Genomic DNA, 14,008 nt, shown 5'->3' on the forward strand with positions numbered 1-14,008 from the left:
AGAGCACATCATGGGACCTCACGGGTGGCAGTGGCTGCTGATCCTTGCCGTCATCCTTCTGTTGTTCGGGGCTGCGAAGCTGCCGGCCCTCGCGAAGAGCGTCGGTCAGTCGGCCCGCGTGTTCCGCGGTGAGATGAAGGCGATGAAGAACGACGACGCGCCCGCCGCGTCGACGGGGACGTCGTCGGACGACCGTGGCGCAGCCTCGTCGACAGACGCCGGCGACCCGCCACGTAGCTCGTCCTGACACCGCCGGTGGTGAGTGAGCGGACGGGGCGCACGAAGCCGGCGCGTCCGCCCCGCACAGACAAGCGGATGTCGCTCGCCGGGCACCTCATCGAGGCGCGCAACCGCTTTCTGATCTGCCTCGCGGCGATCGTCATCGGCATGGTGATCGCGTACTTCCTGACGGATCCGTTCATGGACCTGATCACCCGCCCGGTCCGCGAGATCGCGGCAGCTCGAGGCGAAGAAAACAAGGTCGAGGTCATGTACACGACCATCACCGGCGCGTTCGACCTCAAGCTCCGGATGTCGTTCGCGATCGGATTGCTGTTGGCCGCGCCGGTGTGGATCTGGCAGATCTGGGCGTTCATCATGCCGGGGCTGTCTCGCAAGGAGATCCGCTATTCGGTCGGGTTCGCGGCCGCCGCGATCCCGTTGTTCTTCGCCGGTGTCACGACGGGGCTCCTCGTCATGCCGAACATCGTGAAGCTGATGGCGGAATTCGTCCCCGAGGGCACCTCCGCGTTCTACGACGCCCGTACGTACTACGACTTCGCGCTGAAACTCATGCTCATCGTCGGCGTCGCCTACGTGCTTCCGGTCTTCCTCGTCGCGTTGAACCTCGCCGGGGTGATGTCGGGCAAGGCGATCATGAAGTCGTGGCGCATCGCCGTCGTCGTCGCCGTCACGGTCGCGGCGATCGCGACGCCGCCGTCCGACATCGTGTCGACGCTGCTGCTGACCGGCATCCTGATCGTGCTCTTCCTCGCTGCCGCGACCCTGTCGATGCTGTTCGACCGCCGCCGCGCCAAGCGTGAGCAGGCGACCCTCGTGGAGTCGGGGCTGGTCGAAGACGGGTCTCCCGCGTGAGCGACCCCGCCGAGCGATATGCGATGGCCCAGGCGGCGCAGGCTCACCCCATCTCGGCGGAGTTCGCTGCATTGCAGTCGTTCGGGCTCGACCCGTTCCAGATCGCCGGATGCCACGCCCTCGAAGACGGCCGGAGCGTCCTGGTGGCCGCGCCGACGGGCGCCGGCAAGACGATCGTCGGCGAGTTCGCCGTGCACCTCGCGATGGGGACCCCGGGGGAGAAGGCGTTCTACACGACGCCGATGAAGGCGCTCTCGAACCAGAAGTTCCGCGAGTTGCAGGAGGTGTACGGCGAGGAGAACGTCGGTCTCCTCACCGGAGACACCAACATCAACGGCAATGCCCGCGTGGTCGTGATGACCACCGAAGTGCTGCGGAACATGATCTACGCCGACTCCTCGGCGCTCCGCGGGCTGCGCTACGTCGTCATGGACGAGGTGCACTTCCTCGCCGACCGCTTCCGTGGTGCGGTGTGGGAAGAGGTCATCATCCACCTGCCGCCGTCGGTCCGCCTCGTGGGGCTCTCGGCGACGGTGTCGAACGCCGAGGAGTTCGGTGACTGGCTCGACACGGTCCGCGGCGACACTGCCGTGATCGTCTCCGAGACGCGTCCGGTGCCGCTGGAGCAGCACGTGCTCGTGCGTGGCGACCTGCTCCCGCTGTTCGACGACCGTGCCGGGATCGCGACCGCGCAGGTGAACCAGGAGCTCACCCGGATCCGGTCTCCGAAGGGTGCGACCTTCGAGAACAATCGTCGCGCTGCGGAGTACCGCAGTCGGAACGATCGCGAGGCGCGCCGTCCATACCGCGGCGGCAAGCGCCCGGTGCGCCCGTCGACCGCGCAGCGGATCGAACGCATCGACCGGCCGCAGGTCGTTGAACTGCTGGGGCGTGCGAACCTGCTCCCCGCGATTTTCTTCATCTTCAGCCGCGTGGGCTGTGACGCCGCCGTCCAGCAGGTCCGCCGTTCGGGCGTGCGACTCACGAGCCCCGCTGAGCGGGAGGAGATCCGCTCGATCATCGACGAGCGGATGCTGCCGCTGCAGGACGAGGACCTCGGTGTGCTCGGCTACTGGGAATGGCGTGACAACCTCGAGCGGGGCGTGGCATCCCACCACGCGGGTCTCCTACCGGCCTTCAAGGAGGTCGTCGAAGAGCTCTTCCAGCGCAAGCTCGTCAAGGTGGTTTTCGCGACCGAAACGCTCGCACTCGGTATCAACATGCCCGCCCGTACCGTGGTGCTCGAGAAGCTCGAGAAGTTCAACGGGGAAGCGCGCGTCGCGATCACGTCGGGGGAGTACACGCAGCTCACCGGCCGTGCCGGGCGCCGTGGCATCGACGTCGAGGGACACGCGGTCGTGCAGTGGTCCGAGGGACTCGACCCGCAGGCGGTCGCGGCGCTCGCCTCGCGCCGCACCTATCCGCTGAACTCGAGCTTCCGGCCGACCTACAACATGGCGGTCAACCTCATCGACCAGTTCGGGCGCGAACGCGCGCGCGAGATCCTCGAGTCGTCGTTCGCGCAGTTCCAGGCCGACCGCGCCGTCGTCGGGCTCGCCCGCCAGGTCAGGGAAGCGGAGGAATCGCTCGCGGGGTACACCGCCTCGATGACCTGCGATCGCGGCGACTTCGCGGAATACTCCGGGCTCCGGCGCGAGCTCAGCGACCTCGAGAAGCTGAACCGCGCCGACAAGAATGCGCCGTCGCGGATCCGAGCGCAGCGGCAGAACGAGATCCAATCGGTGCGGCGCCGGATGCAGCGGCATCCGTGCCATACGTGCCCCGACCGCGAGCACCACGCGCGGTGGGCGGAGCGCTACTGGAAGCTGCGCCGCCGCAGCGACAAGATGCGCCGCGACATCGAGACCCGCACTGGGACGGTGGCGCGCATCTTCGACCGGATCGTCGACGTGCTGTGGGAGCTCGAGTACGTCGCGACCGACGCCGACGGTGCCGTGTCGCTGACGGATGCCGGCCGCACGATGCGCCGCATCTACGGTGAGCGCGACCTGCTCGTCGCAGAGTCGCTGCGTCGCGGGCTGTGGAACGACCTCGACCCGGCGTCGCTCGCCGCACTCGCATGCTGCCTCGTCTACGAGCCGCGCCGCGACGAGACGGGGGAGTACGGGCTGCCGCGCGGACCGTTCCGTGAGGCGCTCGCGCGGACGCAGGAGCTGTGGTCACGGCTCGACGACCTCGAGCAGGACCACCGTTTGCCGGGCAGCGAGCCGATCGCGACGGGACTCGCCCGCGCCATGAACTCGTGGGCGCGCGGCGCGACCCTCGACCGCGTGCTGGACGAGGCGGACATGGCCGCCGGCGACTTCGTGAGGTGGGCGAAGCAGACGATCGACCTGCTCGATCAGCTGTCGATCGTCGCGGATGCCGCGGTCGGCCGCACCGCCCGCACCGCGCTCGACGCCGTGCGCCGCGGCATCGTCGCCTACACCTCCGTCTGACCTGCGCGGCGCGCGGAGCCTCTGGCGGCGTGGGCCCACCCAGGGTTCGATCCACTGACAACACGAACGCTCCGCCGCCCGGCCTGCGGCCGAACGTCGGAGCGTTGGAGGGGATGACGGGAATCGAACCCGCGTAATCAGTTTGGAAGACTGAGGCTCTACCATTGAGCTACATCCCCGACGGCGCCGGAATCAGCGCCTCGACGAGTGTAGCGGACACGGTCGGCTAGACTGACCAACGGCCGTTTTTCGGCGCACGTGCGTGCGCGCCCGGGGCGTAGCTCAGCTTGGTAGAGCGCCCGCTTTGGGAGCGGGAGGCCGCAGGTTCAAATCCTGTCGCCCCGACCAACGGCCCCACGAACCCAAGACCCCAAACGGACGCGCACCCGCGCGGCCGGCGAAGGAGAACGACAGGCATGGTCACCAGCACCGTCGAGCAGCTGAACCCCACCCGGGTGAAGCTCCACATCACGGTCACCCCCGAGGAGCTCAAGCCGAGCATCGCCCACGCGTACGAGCACATCGCGCAGGACGTCCAGATCCCCGGCTTCCGTAAGGGCAAGGTCCCCGCCCCCATCATCGACCAGCGCATCGGTCGTGAGGCCGTGCTGGAGCACGCCGTCAGCGAAGGCCTCGACGTCTTCTACCGCGAGGCCGTCACCGCGAACGAGGTCCGCATCGTCGGCCGTCCGTCCGCCGAGGTCGTCGAGTGGCCGAGCAGCAAGGACTTCTCGGGCGACCTCAAGGTCGAGGTCGAGGTCGACGTGCGTCCCGAGTTCGAGCTGCCGTCGTACGACGACATCACGATCGAGGTCGACGCTGTTGAGACCGACGAGGCTGCAGTGGATGTCGAGCTCGACAAGCTCCGCAGCCGTTTCGGCACCCTCGTGACCGTCGACCGTCCGGCGAAGGCCGGCGACTTCGTCGAGCTCGACCTGGTCGCCACGATCGACGGCGCCGAGATCGACCGCGCCGAGGGCGTGTCGTACGAGGTCGGCTCGGGCGAGCTGCTCGAGGGCATCGACGAGGCGATCGACTCGCTCACCGCCGGTGAGGACACCACGTTCCGCTCGAAGCTCGTCGGTGGCGACCACGCCGGCGAAGAGGCCGAGGTCTCGGTGTCGGTCAAGGCCGTCAAGGAGCGCGAGCTCCCCGAGGCAGATGACGACTTCGCGCAGGTCGCGAGCGAGTTCGACACCCTCGCCGAGCTCCGCGAGAGCCTCGTCGAGCGGGTCTCGCAGCAGTCGGTGTTCACGCAGGGCTCCGCCGCGCGCGACAAGCTCATCGAGGCGCTCATCGAGCGCTCCGACATCCCGGTCCCGGCGAAGCTCGTCGAGGACGAGGTGCACGCGCACCTCGAGGGCGAAGGCCGCCTCGAGGATGACGTCCACCGCGCCGAGGTCACCGAGGCGAGCGAGAAGCAGTTCCGCACGCAGATGGTGCTCGACAAGGTCGCCGAGAAGCACGAGGTGCAGGTCTCGCAGGACGAGCTCACCCAGTACCTCATCCAGTCGTCGCAGCAGTACGGCATGTCGCCGCAGGACTTCGTCGACGCGCTTCAGGAGGGCAACCAGCTGCCGCTCATGGTCGGCGAGGTCGCGCGCAACAAGGCTGTCGCCGTCGCGCTCGGCAAGGTCAAGGTCGTCGACACGAACGGCAAGCCCGTCGACCTGACCGGCTTCGTCGCCGAGGAGGAGGAGTCGGCCGAGGCCGAGGCCCCCGCCGAGGAGGCGCCCGCCGAGAAGGCTCCTGCGAAGAAGGCTCCCGCGAAGAAGGCTCCTGCGAAGAAGCCGGCTGCGAAGGCTGACGACGCCGAGGCCCCCGCCGAGAAGGCTCCTGCCAAGAAGGCCCCCGCGAAGAAGCCGGCTGCGAAGGCCGACGACGCCGAGGCTCCGGCCAAGAAGGCCCCCGCGAAGCGCGCCCCCAAGAAGGCCGCTGACAGCGAGTAATCCGCATCGACCGAAGGCGGTGGGAGTCGACAGACCCCACCGCCTTCGGCGTTCCTCCGGTCGATTCCGGCACGGGATGCCGCCGCCGGTATGCCCACGGCGAACACGGGCGAGACGCCGTTTTCGCGCCGCTAGATTCGAAGCACGAACACGAATCCAGGAGAACATCCATGGCTGAACCCCTCATGGCGACCAGCGTCTTCGACCGGTTGCTGAAAGACCGCATCATCTGGCTCGGTTCGGAGGTGCGCGACGAGAACGCGAACGAGATCTGCGCCAAGATCCTCCTCCTCGCCGCAGAGGATTCCGAGAAGGACATCTACCTCTACATCAACTCGCCCGGCGGCTCGATCACGGCCGGCATGGCGATCTACGACACGATGCAGTTCGTGCCGAACGACATCGTCACGGTCGGCATCGGCATGGCGGCATCCATGGGTCAGCTCCTGCTGACCAGCGGCACCAAGGGCAAGCGGTACATCACGCCGAACGCGCGCGTCCTGCTGCACCAGCCGCACGGCGGCTTCGGCGGCACCGCCAGCGACATCCAGACGCAGGCGCAGCTGATCCTCGACATGAAGAAGCGTCTCGCCGAGATCACCGCATCGCAGACCGGCAAGCCCGTAGAGCAGATCAACGCCGACGGTGACCGTGACCGTTGGTTCACGGCCGAGGAAGCGCTCGAGTACGGCTTCGTCGACCACATCCGCGAGCACGCTGCCGACGTCGCCGGTGGCGGCGGCACCGAGAATTGAGCGAAGGAACAGCACAGATGAACACCCCGACGTTCGGTCGCCCGCAGCAGGGCATCGCGATGCCGTCCAGCCGTTACATCCTCCCGCAGTTCGAGGAGCGCACGGCATACGGCTACAAGCGCCAGGACCCGTACAACAAGCTGTTCGAAGACCGCGTGATCTTCCTCGGCGTCCAGGTCGACGACGCGTCGGCCGACGACGTCATGGCGCAGCTGCTGGTGTTGGAGTCGATGGACCCCGACCGCGACATCATCATGTACATCAACTCGCCCGGTGGCTCGTTCACGGCCATGACGGCGATCTACGACACGATGCAGTACATCTCACCTCAGGTCTCGACGGTCGTCCTCGGCCAGGCGGCTTCGGCGGCATCGGTCCTGCTGGCGGCCGGCGCCACCGGCAAGCGCCTCGCGCTGCCGAACGCCCGCATCCTCATGCACCAGCCCGCCGTCGGCGAGGCCGGGCACGGGCAGGCATCGGACATCGAGATCCAGGCGGCGGAGATCCTCCGCATGCGCACGTGGCTCGAGGACACGATGGCCAAGCACACCAACCGCGACGCGGAGCAGGTGCACAAGGACATCGACCGCGACAAGATCCTCTCGGCGCAGGAAGCGCTCGAGTACGGGATCGTCGACCAGGTGCTGACCTCGCGCAAGCGCCTGCCGGCAGCGATCACGTCCTGACCGACAGTTGATGCCCCGTCGAGACCTCGGCGGGGCATCAGCGTCTTCGGTTCCCGTCCACACCCGCGTCGCAATCCACCCAGTGTCCGGATCTGCGATTAGGCTCATCACCAGCACCAGGAATCCTGAGGGGGAGCGATATGGCACGCATCGGTGAAAGCGCCGACCTGTTCAAGTGCTCCTTCTGCGGCAAGAGCCAGAAGCAGGTCCAGCAACTGATCGCCGGTCCCGGCGTCTACATCTGCGACGAGTGCGTCGAGCTCTGCAACGAGATCATCGAAGAGCGCATGGCGGAGTCGGGTGACGGCGAGGTCAGCGACTTCGACCTCCCCAAGCCGCGCGAGATCTTCAGCTTCCTCGAGGAGTACGTCGTCGGGCAGGACCCGGCCAAGCGCGCTCTCGCCGTCGCGGTCTACAACCACTACAAGCGCGTGCGTGCACGCAGCACGATCCAGTCGGCCGAGCAGCGTGCCGACGAGGTCGAGATCGCGAAGAGCAACATCCTGCTCCTCGGTCCGACCGGTTGCGGCAAGACCTATCTCGCCCAGACGCTTGCGAAGCGCTTGAACGTACCGTTCGCCGTCGCGGATGCCACTGCCCTCACCGAAGCCGGCTATGTCGGCGAGGACGTGGAGAACATCCTCCTGAAGCTGCTCCAGGCGGCCGACTTCGACGTCAAGCGCGCCGAGACGGGCATCATCTACATCGACGAGGTCGACAAGATCGCCCGCAAGGCCGAGAACCCTTCGATCACCCGTGATGTCTCCGGCGAGGGCGTTCAGCAGGCGCTGCTGAAGATCCTCGAGGGGACGGTGGCATCCGTTCCGCCCCAGGGTGGACGCAAGCACCCGCACCAGGAGTTCATCCAGATCGACACCACGAACGTGCTGTTCATCGTCGCCGGTGCGTTCGCAGGGCTCGAGGACATCATCTCGTCGCGTGTCGGCAAGCACGGCGTCGGCTTCGGCGCACCGCTGCAGGACAAGGAGCAGGAGCAGGACGTCTTCCGCGACGTGCTGCCCGAAGACCTCCATAAGTTCGGCCTCATCCCCGAGTTCATCGGCCGTCTCCCCGTCGTCACCACGGTGTCGCCGCTCGACCAGACCGCGCTCATCGAGATCCTCACCGGACCGAAGAACGCCTTCGTGAAGCAGTACCAGCGGATGTTCCAGCTCGACGGCGTCGAGTTGGAGTTCGAGGACGAGGCGCTCCGCGCTGTCGCCGACCTCGCCGTCGCCCGCAAGACCGGTGCTCGTGGGCTTCGCGCGATCCTCGAGGATGTGCTCGGCCCGATCATGTTCGAGATCCCCTCGGCCGAAGACGTCGACAAGGTGATCGTCACGCGCGCCTCGGTCACCGATGGTGCGCCGCCCACGCTGGTACTCCGCCAGAAACGCAAGAGCGCCTGACGCCCGACGGCCAGCGGGCGGACTGTACGCAGGCTCCGTGCGCTGTGATCAGGCTCAGCGTGTTGACCCTCAGCGCAGCGGCAGGATGAGGTCGGTGCGGAGGTCCGCGTCGGCTGTGCTCGATGGGTCGGCGACGTACGCCTCGATCCAGACGCCGCGGTGTTCGGTGTCGGTGCTCGCCATCAACGTTCCCCAGGTGTCACCGAGCCCGGCGTAGGAGCCGACGTGCGTGAGGATTGCGGCGTTCCCCGCCGGCAATGCCGAGGCGTGGATCGTCCCCGCCGTCGTGGGGATGTCGGCAGTCGGCGCGCTGAGCGCCGGAAACCCGACCTCGAGGTCGAACGTGCCCTGCGGGTCGCCGTGATAGACGGCGTAGGCCGGTCCGGTCGGGATCACCCACCCGCTCTTCACCGCCTCCGCGAGTGCCGTGAAGCTCGTGTCGAAGATGTCACGAAGGTCCGCGAGCGTCTTCTTCTCGTGGCGGATGACGGTCATCAGCGCTCCCTCGAGGAAGACGCTCGTCACCTCGCGGTACGGTGCGGATGCCAGTGGGGGGATCGAATCGGCCATGCCTCGATCCTGACAGGCACGCACCGCTTCGAACAGAGGATGTCGGATGCCGCGCGTACCGTGGCCGCCATGACCCGCATCCTGTTCGACACCGCCACCACGATCAACGGCTTCATCGCAGACGAGCGGAACTCCCTCGCGTGGCTGTTCGCCGTCGAGAACGGCGAGAATCCTGATGAGGGCCTGTTCCCGTCGGGCGCCACCGTCCTCGTCGAAGGATCCACCACCTACGAATGGGTCCTCGCCGAGAGCGACATCCTGGCGAATCCGGAGAAGTGGGCGGAGTTCTACGGTGACAAGCCGACGTTCGTCTTCACGACCCGCGACCTGCCGGTCCCGACCGGGGCCGACGTCCGCTTCGTCTCGGGGGACGTGGCATCCGCTCTGCCCGCCATCCGCGAAGCGGCCGGCGACGGCGACATCTGGGTCGTCGGCGGCGGCGACCTCGCGGGGCAGTTCCTCGACATCGGCGCGCTCGACGAGATCGCCGTCTCGGTCGCGCCCGTCCTGCTGACCGGCGGCGCGCCGCTGTTGCCGCGCCGGATCGAGTCAGACCGGCTGCGGCTGGTCTCCGCCGAGGCCGTCGGACAGTTCGCCCGTCTCGTCTACGCGGTGGGCGGCGATCCCACGTCTGTCAGTCCGTGAGGCCTCGGCGCTCGAGCAGCGGCTCGGTGCGCGCGTCCCGTCCACGGAAGTCGCGGTAGGCCTCGAGGGGATCCTTCGAGCCGCCCACCCCCAGCAGACGGTCGCGGAACCGCTGTCCGTTCGGTCGCGTCAGCCCGCCCTGCTCGCTGAACCATTCGACGGTGTCGGCGTCGAGCACCTCGCTCCAGATGTAGGAGTAATACCCGGCGCTGTAGCCGCCCGAGAAGACGTGGGCGAAATACGTCGACGAGTAGCGCGTCGGGACGACCGGGTTGTCGAGCCCAACATCTGCGAGCGCGGTGGCCTCGAACGAGGCGACGTCGATCTCGTCGGTCGCAGCATCCGCTCCAAGGGAGTGCCACGCCTGGTCGAGCCATGCCGCCGCGAGGTATTCGCTCGTCGCGAAGCCCTGATTGAACGCCTCGGACTCCTTGAGCTTCGCGACGACCTCCGCGGGCAGCGGCTCGCCGGTGTCGACGTGCCGCGCGTAGTTCTCGAGGATCTCGGGCCAGAAGATCCACATCTCGTTGACCTGGCTCGGGAACTCGACGAAATCGCGGAACACCGCGGTCCCGGCGAAGTGCGGATACGTCACCGTCGCGAACAGGCCGTGCAGCGCGTGCCCGAACTCGTGGAAGAGCGTCGTCACCTCATCCAGGGTCAGCAGCGTCGGAGCACCCGCCGCGGGCTTGGGCACGTTGAGATTGTTGACGACGACGGGGGAGGAGCCACGAAGTCGCGACTGGCTGACGATCGAGTTCATCCAGGCGCCGCCGCGCTTCGAATCGCGCGTGTAGAGGTCGAGGATGAACAGGCCGAGCGCGGAGCCGTCCTCGTTGTGGACCTCGAACACCCGGGCGTCGGGGTGGTACGCGGGCAGGTCGGCCCGCTCGGTGAAGGTGATGCCGTACAGCGCGGTCGCAGCGCGGAACACGCCGTCGGTGAGCACGCGCTCAGCCTCGAACCACGGGCGGAGTGCGGTGCGATCGAGGTCGTATCGGGCGGCGCGGACCTTCTCGGTGTAGAACGCCCAGTCGTGCGCTTCGAGGGTGAACGGCTCCGGTTCAGCATCGATGAGTTCCTGCAGGGCGGCCTGTTCGCGCGCTGCGTTGCGCGCAGCCGGGACCGCGAGCCGGCGGAGCAGCTCATGGACGGCCTCGGGGGATCCCGCCGTTTGGTCGGCCGTCACGTACGCCGCGTGGGAGTCGAACCCGAGAATGCCGGCGCGCTCGGCGCGCAGCCGCACGATCTCCGTGAGCACTTCACGGTTGTCGTTCTCGTTCCCACGGATGCCGCGTGAACGCGACGCCTCCAGCAGGCGGCGGCGGCTCTCGCGCGAGGTGAGCGTCGACAGGTACGGGTGCCCGGTGAAGAGGGTCAGTGTGATGACGTACGAGCCCTCGAGCCCGCGGTCGGCGGCGTTCTGCGCGGCTGCGGAGAGCTCGCCCGGGGTCAGCCCGTCGAGGTCGGCAGCCTCGTCGAAGACGACCGCGAGGTCGTTCGTGTCGGCGAGGAGGTGCTTCTCGAACGAGGTGGTGAGGACCGACAGGCGCTGGTTCAGCTCGGTGAGGACGGTCTTCTCGGCGGTGTCCAGGCCTGCGCCGGCGCTCGTCATCTCGCGGAAGTGCCGTTCGACGAGGTAGCGCTGCTCGGAGTCGAGCGTGAGGTCGTCGAGCTGGCTGTGCACGGCCGCGACGCGCGCATAGAGTGCCGCGTCGAGCTGGATCGCATCCTGGTGCGCCGACATGAGCGGTGCGAGCGTCTCGTCGATCTCCTGGATCGCGGCCGTCGCGTCGGCGGAGGAGACCGTGTAGAACGTGCGGGCCACGTGACCGAGCAGTGCGCCCGCGGTCTCGAGGGGAATGAACGTGTTCTCGAAGGTGGGAGCCGCATCCTGGGCCGTGATCGCGGCGATCTCGGCGCGGTGCGTGGCGAAGGCCTGCTCGAATGCCGGGAGATAGTGCTCGGGGCGGATCGGCCGATAATCGGGCAGTCCGTAGGGGAGCGTCGGTGCGGACAGGAGCGGGTTGGAAGCGGCATCCGTCATGTCTCCAGCGTACGGGCGCGCGATGGTCTCGAGCGTGCAAACGATCTATTGCAAAGAAATGCTTGCAAAGAAGGAGATGCAAAGATACCTTTGCACTATGACCGAACCGAAGAAGCCCGCAGAGCGCGTCGACCGGCTTCTCGACGCGGGCGCACTGCGTGCCCTCGCGCACCCGCTCCGCGTCGAGATCTACGACATCCTGTCGCAGTACGGGCCCCAGACCGCGAGCTCGCTCGCGGCGCGCACGGGGGAGTCGAGCGGTTCGACCAGCTACCACCTTCGAGCGCTCGCGAAGCACGACCTCATCCGCGAGGTCGAGGGGCGGGGATCTGCTCGGGAACGCTGGTGGGAGCGTGAGCCCGGCTCGGTCTCGTTCTACAACCCCGAGGCGATGAAGAGCCCCGCGGGTCTTGCGGCGACGCAGGTCATCATGACCGAGTTCCTGAACCGCAGGCACCAGCAGCTACTCACCTTCGTGACCACCAGCATGCGCGCCGCCGACGAGCTGAACGATGACACCACCCTCATCTCGACGGCCAACCTCCGCCTCACGCCCGCGCAGGCGAAGGAACTGAACGAGCGCTTCTCGGCGCTCATCGACGAGACGACCGACCGCTACCGCGGGCAAGACGAGGAGGGCACATTGCCCTTCACGGCTCGAGTCGACGTCTTCGCACTTCCCGAGGAAGGCAACTGACTTGACCACCATCAGCATCCCCGCATCGTCCACCATCCTCGATGAGCTTCTGCTCGCAGGCACGCGCGCAATCGAGCGCGCGGTCACGCGGCGGATCGCGCGCCGGGCGGCGACCGCTGCTCGCCGCCGCGTGCACCTGGCTGCAGACGAACGGGCACGCGACATCGCAGCCCTCATGCACACGGGCACTCTGCCGCGATGACCATCATGGTCGAGGCACCGCCCGTCCGCGGACTCGGCGCCGCCTTCCAGAAGCTGTGGAGCGCGGCGGCGTTCAGCAACCTCGCCGATGGGCTCGGGCGCACCGCCGTCCCGCTCATCGCGACCACGCTCACGAGGGACCCGCTGGTGATCTCGGTCCTCGCGGCCCTCGCGTTCGTCCCCTGGTTCGTCTTCGCGATCCCCGCCGGCATGCTTGTCGACCGATTCGATCGGCGGATGCTCATGGCGGTTGCGAACACGCTCCGCGGCGGTGCGGCGCTCGGTCTCGCCGTGCTCACCGTGACGGGCGCGCTCGACATCTGGTGGCTCTTCGCCGGCACGCTCGTGTTCGGGTTCGGCGAGACCGTGTTCGACAACGCGACCCACGCGGTAATCCCCGCCGTCGTGCGTGACGAGCACCTCGAGCGCGCGAACGGGCGCATCCAAGCCGCGCAGGTCACGATCGACAGCTTCATCGCGCAGCCCATCGCGGGCGTGCTCTTCGCGGTGTCGCTGGCCCTGCCGCTCTGGGTCGGGTCGGTCGGGTATCTCGTCCCGATCGTCCTCGCCATCCTGCTCCCGCTGTCGGCTGCGCGGCCGCTCCGCGCCGAGGCGTCGGCGTCGGATACCGCACCCCGCGTCCCGGCATCCGAGGCGCTCCGCTTCCTCTGGAGGCATCGCTATCTGCGTGCGCTGGTGCTATTCACGTCACTCATGGGGTGCGCGTTCTCGTTCGCCCAGGCGCCGACGATGCTCTACTTCCTCGACGAGCACCACGTCGCGCCGGCGGCGATCGGCTTCGTGACCGCGGGCATCGGGCTCGGAGCGCTGGCCGGCTCGCTCGTCGCCTCGCGCCTCGTCGCCCGGTTCGGGCGCGGCGGCGTGATGTGGGCAGCGAACCTGCTGGCCGCGCTCGCGCTCGTCGCCGTCGGCGTCGCACCTGAGGTCGTCACCGCGGTCGTGGCCTACGCGGCGATGGCGTTCGCGATCTCGACCTGGAACGTCCCGTGGGCCGCGCTCCGCCAGCGACTCATCCCGCCCGCGCTGTTCGGGCGCACGCTCGGCGTCATCCGGATGATCACGTGGGGCATGTTTCCGCTGGCGACCGTCCTCGGCGGTTGGGTCGCGCGGGTCGACCTGCGGCTGCCGTACCTGATCGCGGGCGCCATCTGCCTCGTCGCCAGCATGGTGTGCACGAAGCTGCTGCTCGAGGCGTCACGGCAGGGCCTCAGCCCCGCCGACGCTTGAGCGGGGTCAGTCCTCGAGCGCGTCGACGTGGCCGACGACGACCTGGCCGTCGCGATCCTGCCGGACGACGGCACCCGTCTCCAGCTCGGCGACGGGGCGCCCTTCCAGCCAGGTGAGCGTCCAGCGCGGCTTCGGCTGCACGCCGGACAGCGTCACCGTGGCATCCACCGCCGCGATCTGCTCGTGCAGCAGAGCCGGGACGGATGCCGGCGGCTCCGCGCCGCTGTCCCAGCGGGTACCCATTCGC

13 protein-coding genes, 2 tRNA genes and 1 pseudogene are annotated in these 14,008 nt (G+C 68.1%); 12 read left to right on the forward strand and 4 right to left on the reverse strand.

All coding sequences use genetic code 11. The features are described 5' to 3' along the window. Positions 1–10: 10 nt before the first annotated feature. The 3 genes from tatA to QNI14_RS12420 all read left to right on the forward strand — a co-directional run bounded on the left by tatA (position 11) and on the right by QNI14_RS12420 (position 3,554). Positions 11–247 (forward strand): twin-arginine translocase TatA/TatE family subunit, encoded by a 237-nt coding sequence (gene tatA / locus QNI14_RS12410; protein WP_283716935.1) that lies wholly within the window; start codon positions 11–13, stop codon positions 245–247. A gap of 68 nt (positions 248–315) precedes the next feature. After that, positions 316–1,095 (forward strand): twin-arginine translocase subunit TatC, encoded by a 780-nt coding sequence (gene tatC / locus QNI14_RS12415; protein WP_283716936.1) that lies wholly within the window; start codon positions 316–318, stop codon positions 1,093–1,095. Beyond that, positions 1,092–3,554, forward strand: a complete 2,463-nt coding sequence (locus tag QNI14_RS12420) for a DEAD/DEAH box helicase (RefSeq protein WP_283716937.1) — start codon at positions 1,092–1,094, stop codon at positions 3,552–3,554. The genes tatC and QNI14_RS12420 overlap by 4 nt, the downstream gene beginning before the upstream one ends. 105 nt (positions 3,555–3,659) lie before the next feature. Here QNI14_RS12420 and QNI14_RS12425 read toward each other — a convergent pair. Continuing rightward, positions 3,660–3,733 (reverse strand) — tRNA-Gly (locus tag QNI14_RS12425). 92 nt (positions 3,734–3,825) lie between these two features. Here QNI14_RS12425 and QNI14_RS12430 point away from each other — a divergent pair. From QNI14_RS12430 to clpX, 5 genes and pseudogenes are all read left to right on the forward strand, one after another. Then, positions 3,826–3,902, forward strand: a tRNA-Pro gene (locus QNI14_RS12430). Between the two features lie 68 nt (positions 3,903–3,970). Further along, the gene (gene tig / locus QNI14_RS12435) at positions 3,971–5,503 is read left to right on the forward strand and encodes a trigger factor (protein WP_283716938.1); all 1,533 of its coding nucleotides are present in this window, start codon (positions 3,971–3,973) and stop codon (positions 5,501–5,503) included. Positions 5,504–5,661: 158 nt separating this feature from the next. Beyond that, positions 5,662–6,258 (forward strand): annotated as a pseudogene (locus QNI14_RS12440) (ATP-dependent Clp protease proteolytic subunit); the annotation flags it as partial. Between the two features lie 17 nt (positions 6,259–6,275). Then, a complete protein-coding gene (locus tag QNI14_RS12445; protein WP_283716939.1) occupies positions 6,276–6,944 on the forward strand; it encodes an ATP-dependent Clp protease proteolytic subunit in 669 nt (222 codons plus the stop codon). Between the two features lie 140 nt (positions 6,945–7,084). Next, positions 7,085–8,353 (forward strand): ATP-dependent Clp protease ATP-binding subunit ClpX, encoded by a 1,269-nt coding sequence (gene clpX, locus QNI14_RS12450; RefSeq protein WP_283716940.1) that lies wholly within the window; start codon positions 7,085–7,087, stop codon positions 8,351–8,353. Between the two features lie 69 nt (positions 8,354–8,422). Here the strand turns inward: clpX and QNI14_RS12455 are convergent, their stop codons facing one another. Continuing rightward, complete coding sequence (locus QNI14_RS12455; RefSeq protein WP_283716941.1) at positions 8,423–8,923, reverse strand: GyrI-like domain-containing protein; 501 nt, start codon at positions 8,921–8,923, stop codon at positions 8,423–8,425. A 69-nt stretch (positions 8,924–8,992) separates the two neighbouring features. Here QNI14_RS12455 and QNI14_RS12460 point away from each other — a divergent pair, with 69 nt between their 5' ends. Then, complete coding sequence (locus QNI14_RS12460) at positions 8,993–9,568, forward strand: dihydrofolate reductase family protein (protein ID WP_283716942.1); 576 nt, start codon at positions 8,993–8,995, stop codon at positions 9,566–9,568. Here QNI14_RS12460 and QNI14_RS12465 read toward each other — a convergent pair. Next, the gene (locus QNI14_RS12465; RefSeq protein WP_283716943.1) at positions 9,558–11,615 is read right to left on the reverse strand and encodes a M3 family metallopeptidase; all 2,058 of its coding nucleotides are present in this window, start codon (positions 11,613–11,615) and stop codon (positions 9,558–9,560) included. The two genes, QNI14_RS12460 and QNI14_RS12465, sit on opposite strands and share 11 nt — an antisense overlap. Before the next feature lie 97 nt (positions 11,616–11,712). Here QNI14_RS12465 and QNI14_RS12470 point away from each other — a divergent pair, with 97 nt between their 5' ends. The 3 genes from QNI14_RS12470 to QNI14_RS12480 are packed head-to-tail and all read left to right on the forward strand — an operon-like array spanning position 11,713 to position 13,761. Next, a complete protein-coding gene (locus QNI14_RS12470) occupies positions 11,713–12,312 on the forward strand; it encodes a winged helix-turn-helix domain-containing protein (RefSeq protein WP_283716944.1) in 600 nt (199 codons plus the stop codon). A gap of 1 nt (position 12,313) precedes the next feature. Then, positions 12,314–12,514, forward strand: coding sequence for a hypothetical protein (locus QNI14_RS12475; protein ID WP_283716945.1), 201 nt, complete (start codon positions 12,314–12,316; stop codon positions 12,512–12,514). Then, the gene (locus QNI14_RS12480; RefSeq protein WP_283716946.1) at positions 12,511–13,761 is read left to right on the forward strand and encodes an MFS transporter; all 1,251 of its coding nucleotides are present in this window, start codon (positions 12,511–12,513) and stop codon (positions 13,759–13,761) included. Before QNI14_RS12475 ends, QNI14_RS12480 begins: the two co-directional genes overlap by 4 nt. Positions 13,762–13,767: 6 nt before the next feature. Here the strand turns inward: QNI14_RS12480 and QNI14_RS12485 are convergent, their stop codons facing one another. Next, positions 13,768–14,004, reverse strand: coding sequence for a hypothetical protein (locus QNI14_RS12485; RefSeq protein WP_347177836.1), 237 nt, complete (start codon positions 14,002–14,004; stop codon positions 13,768–13,770). Positions 14,005–14,008 lie beyond the last annotated feature (4 nt).

It is taken from the genome of Microbacterium dauci (assembly GCF_030065535.1).
Lineage (GTDB): Bacteria > Actinomycetota > Actinomycetes > Actinomycetales > Microbacteriaceae > Microbacterium > Microbacterium dauci.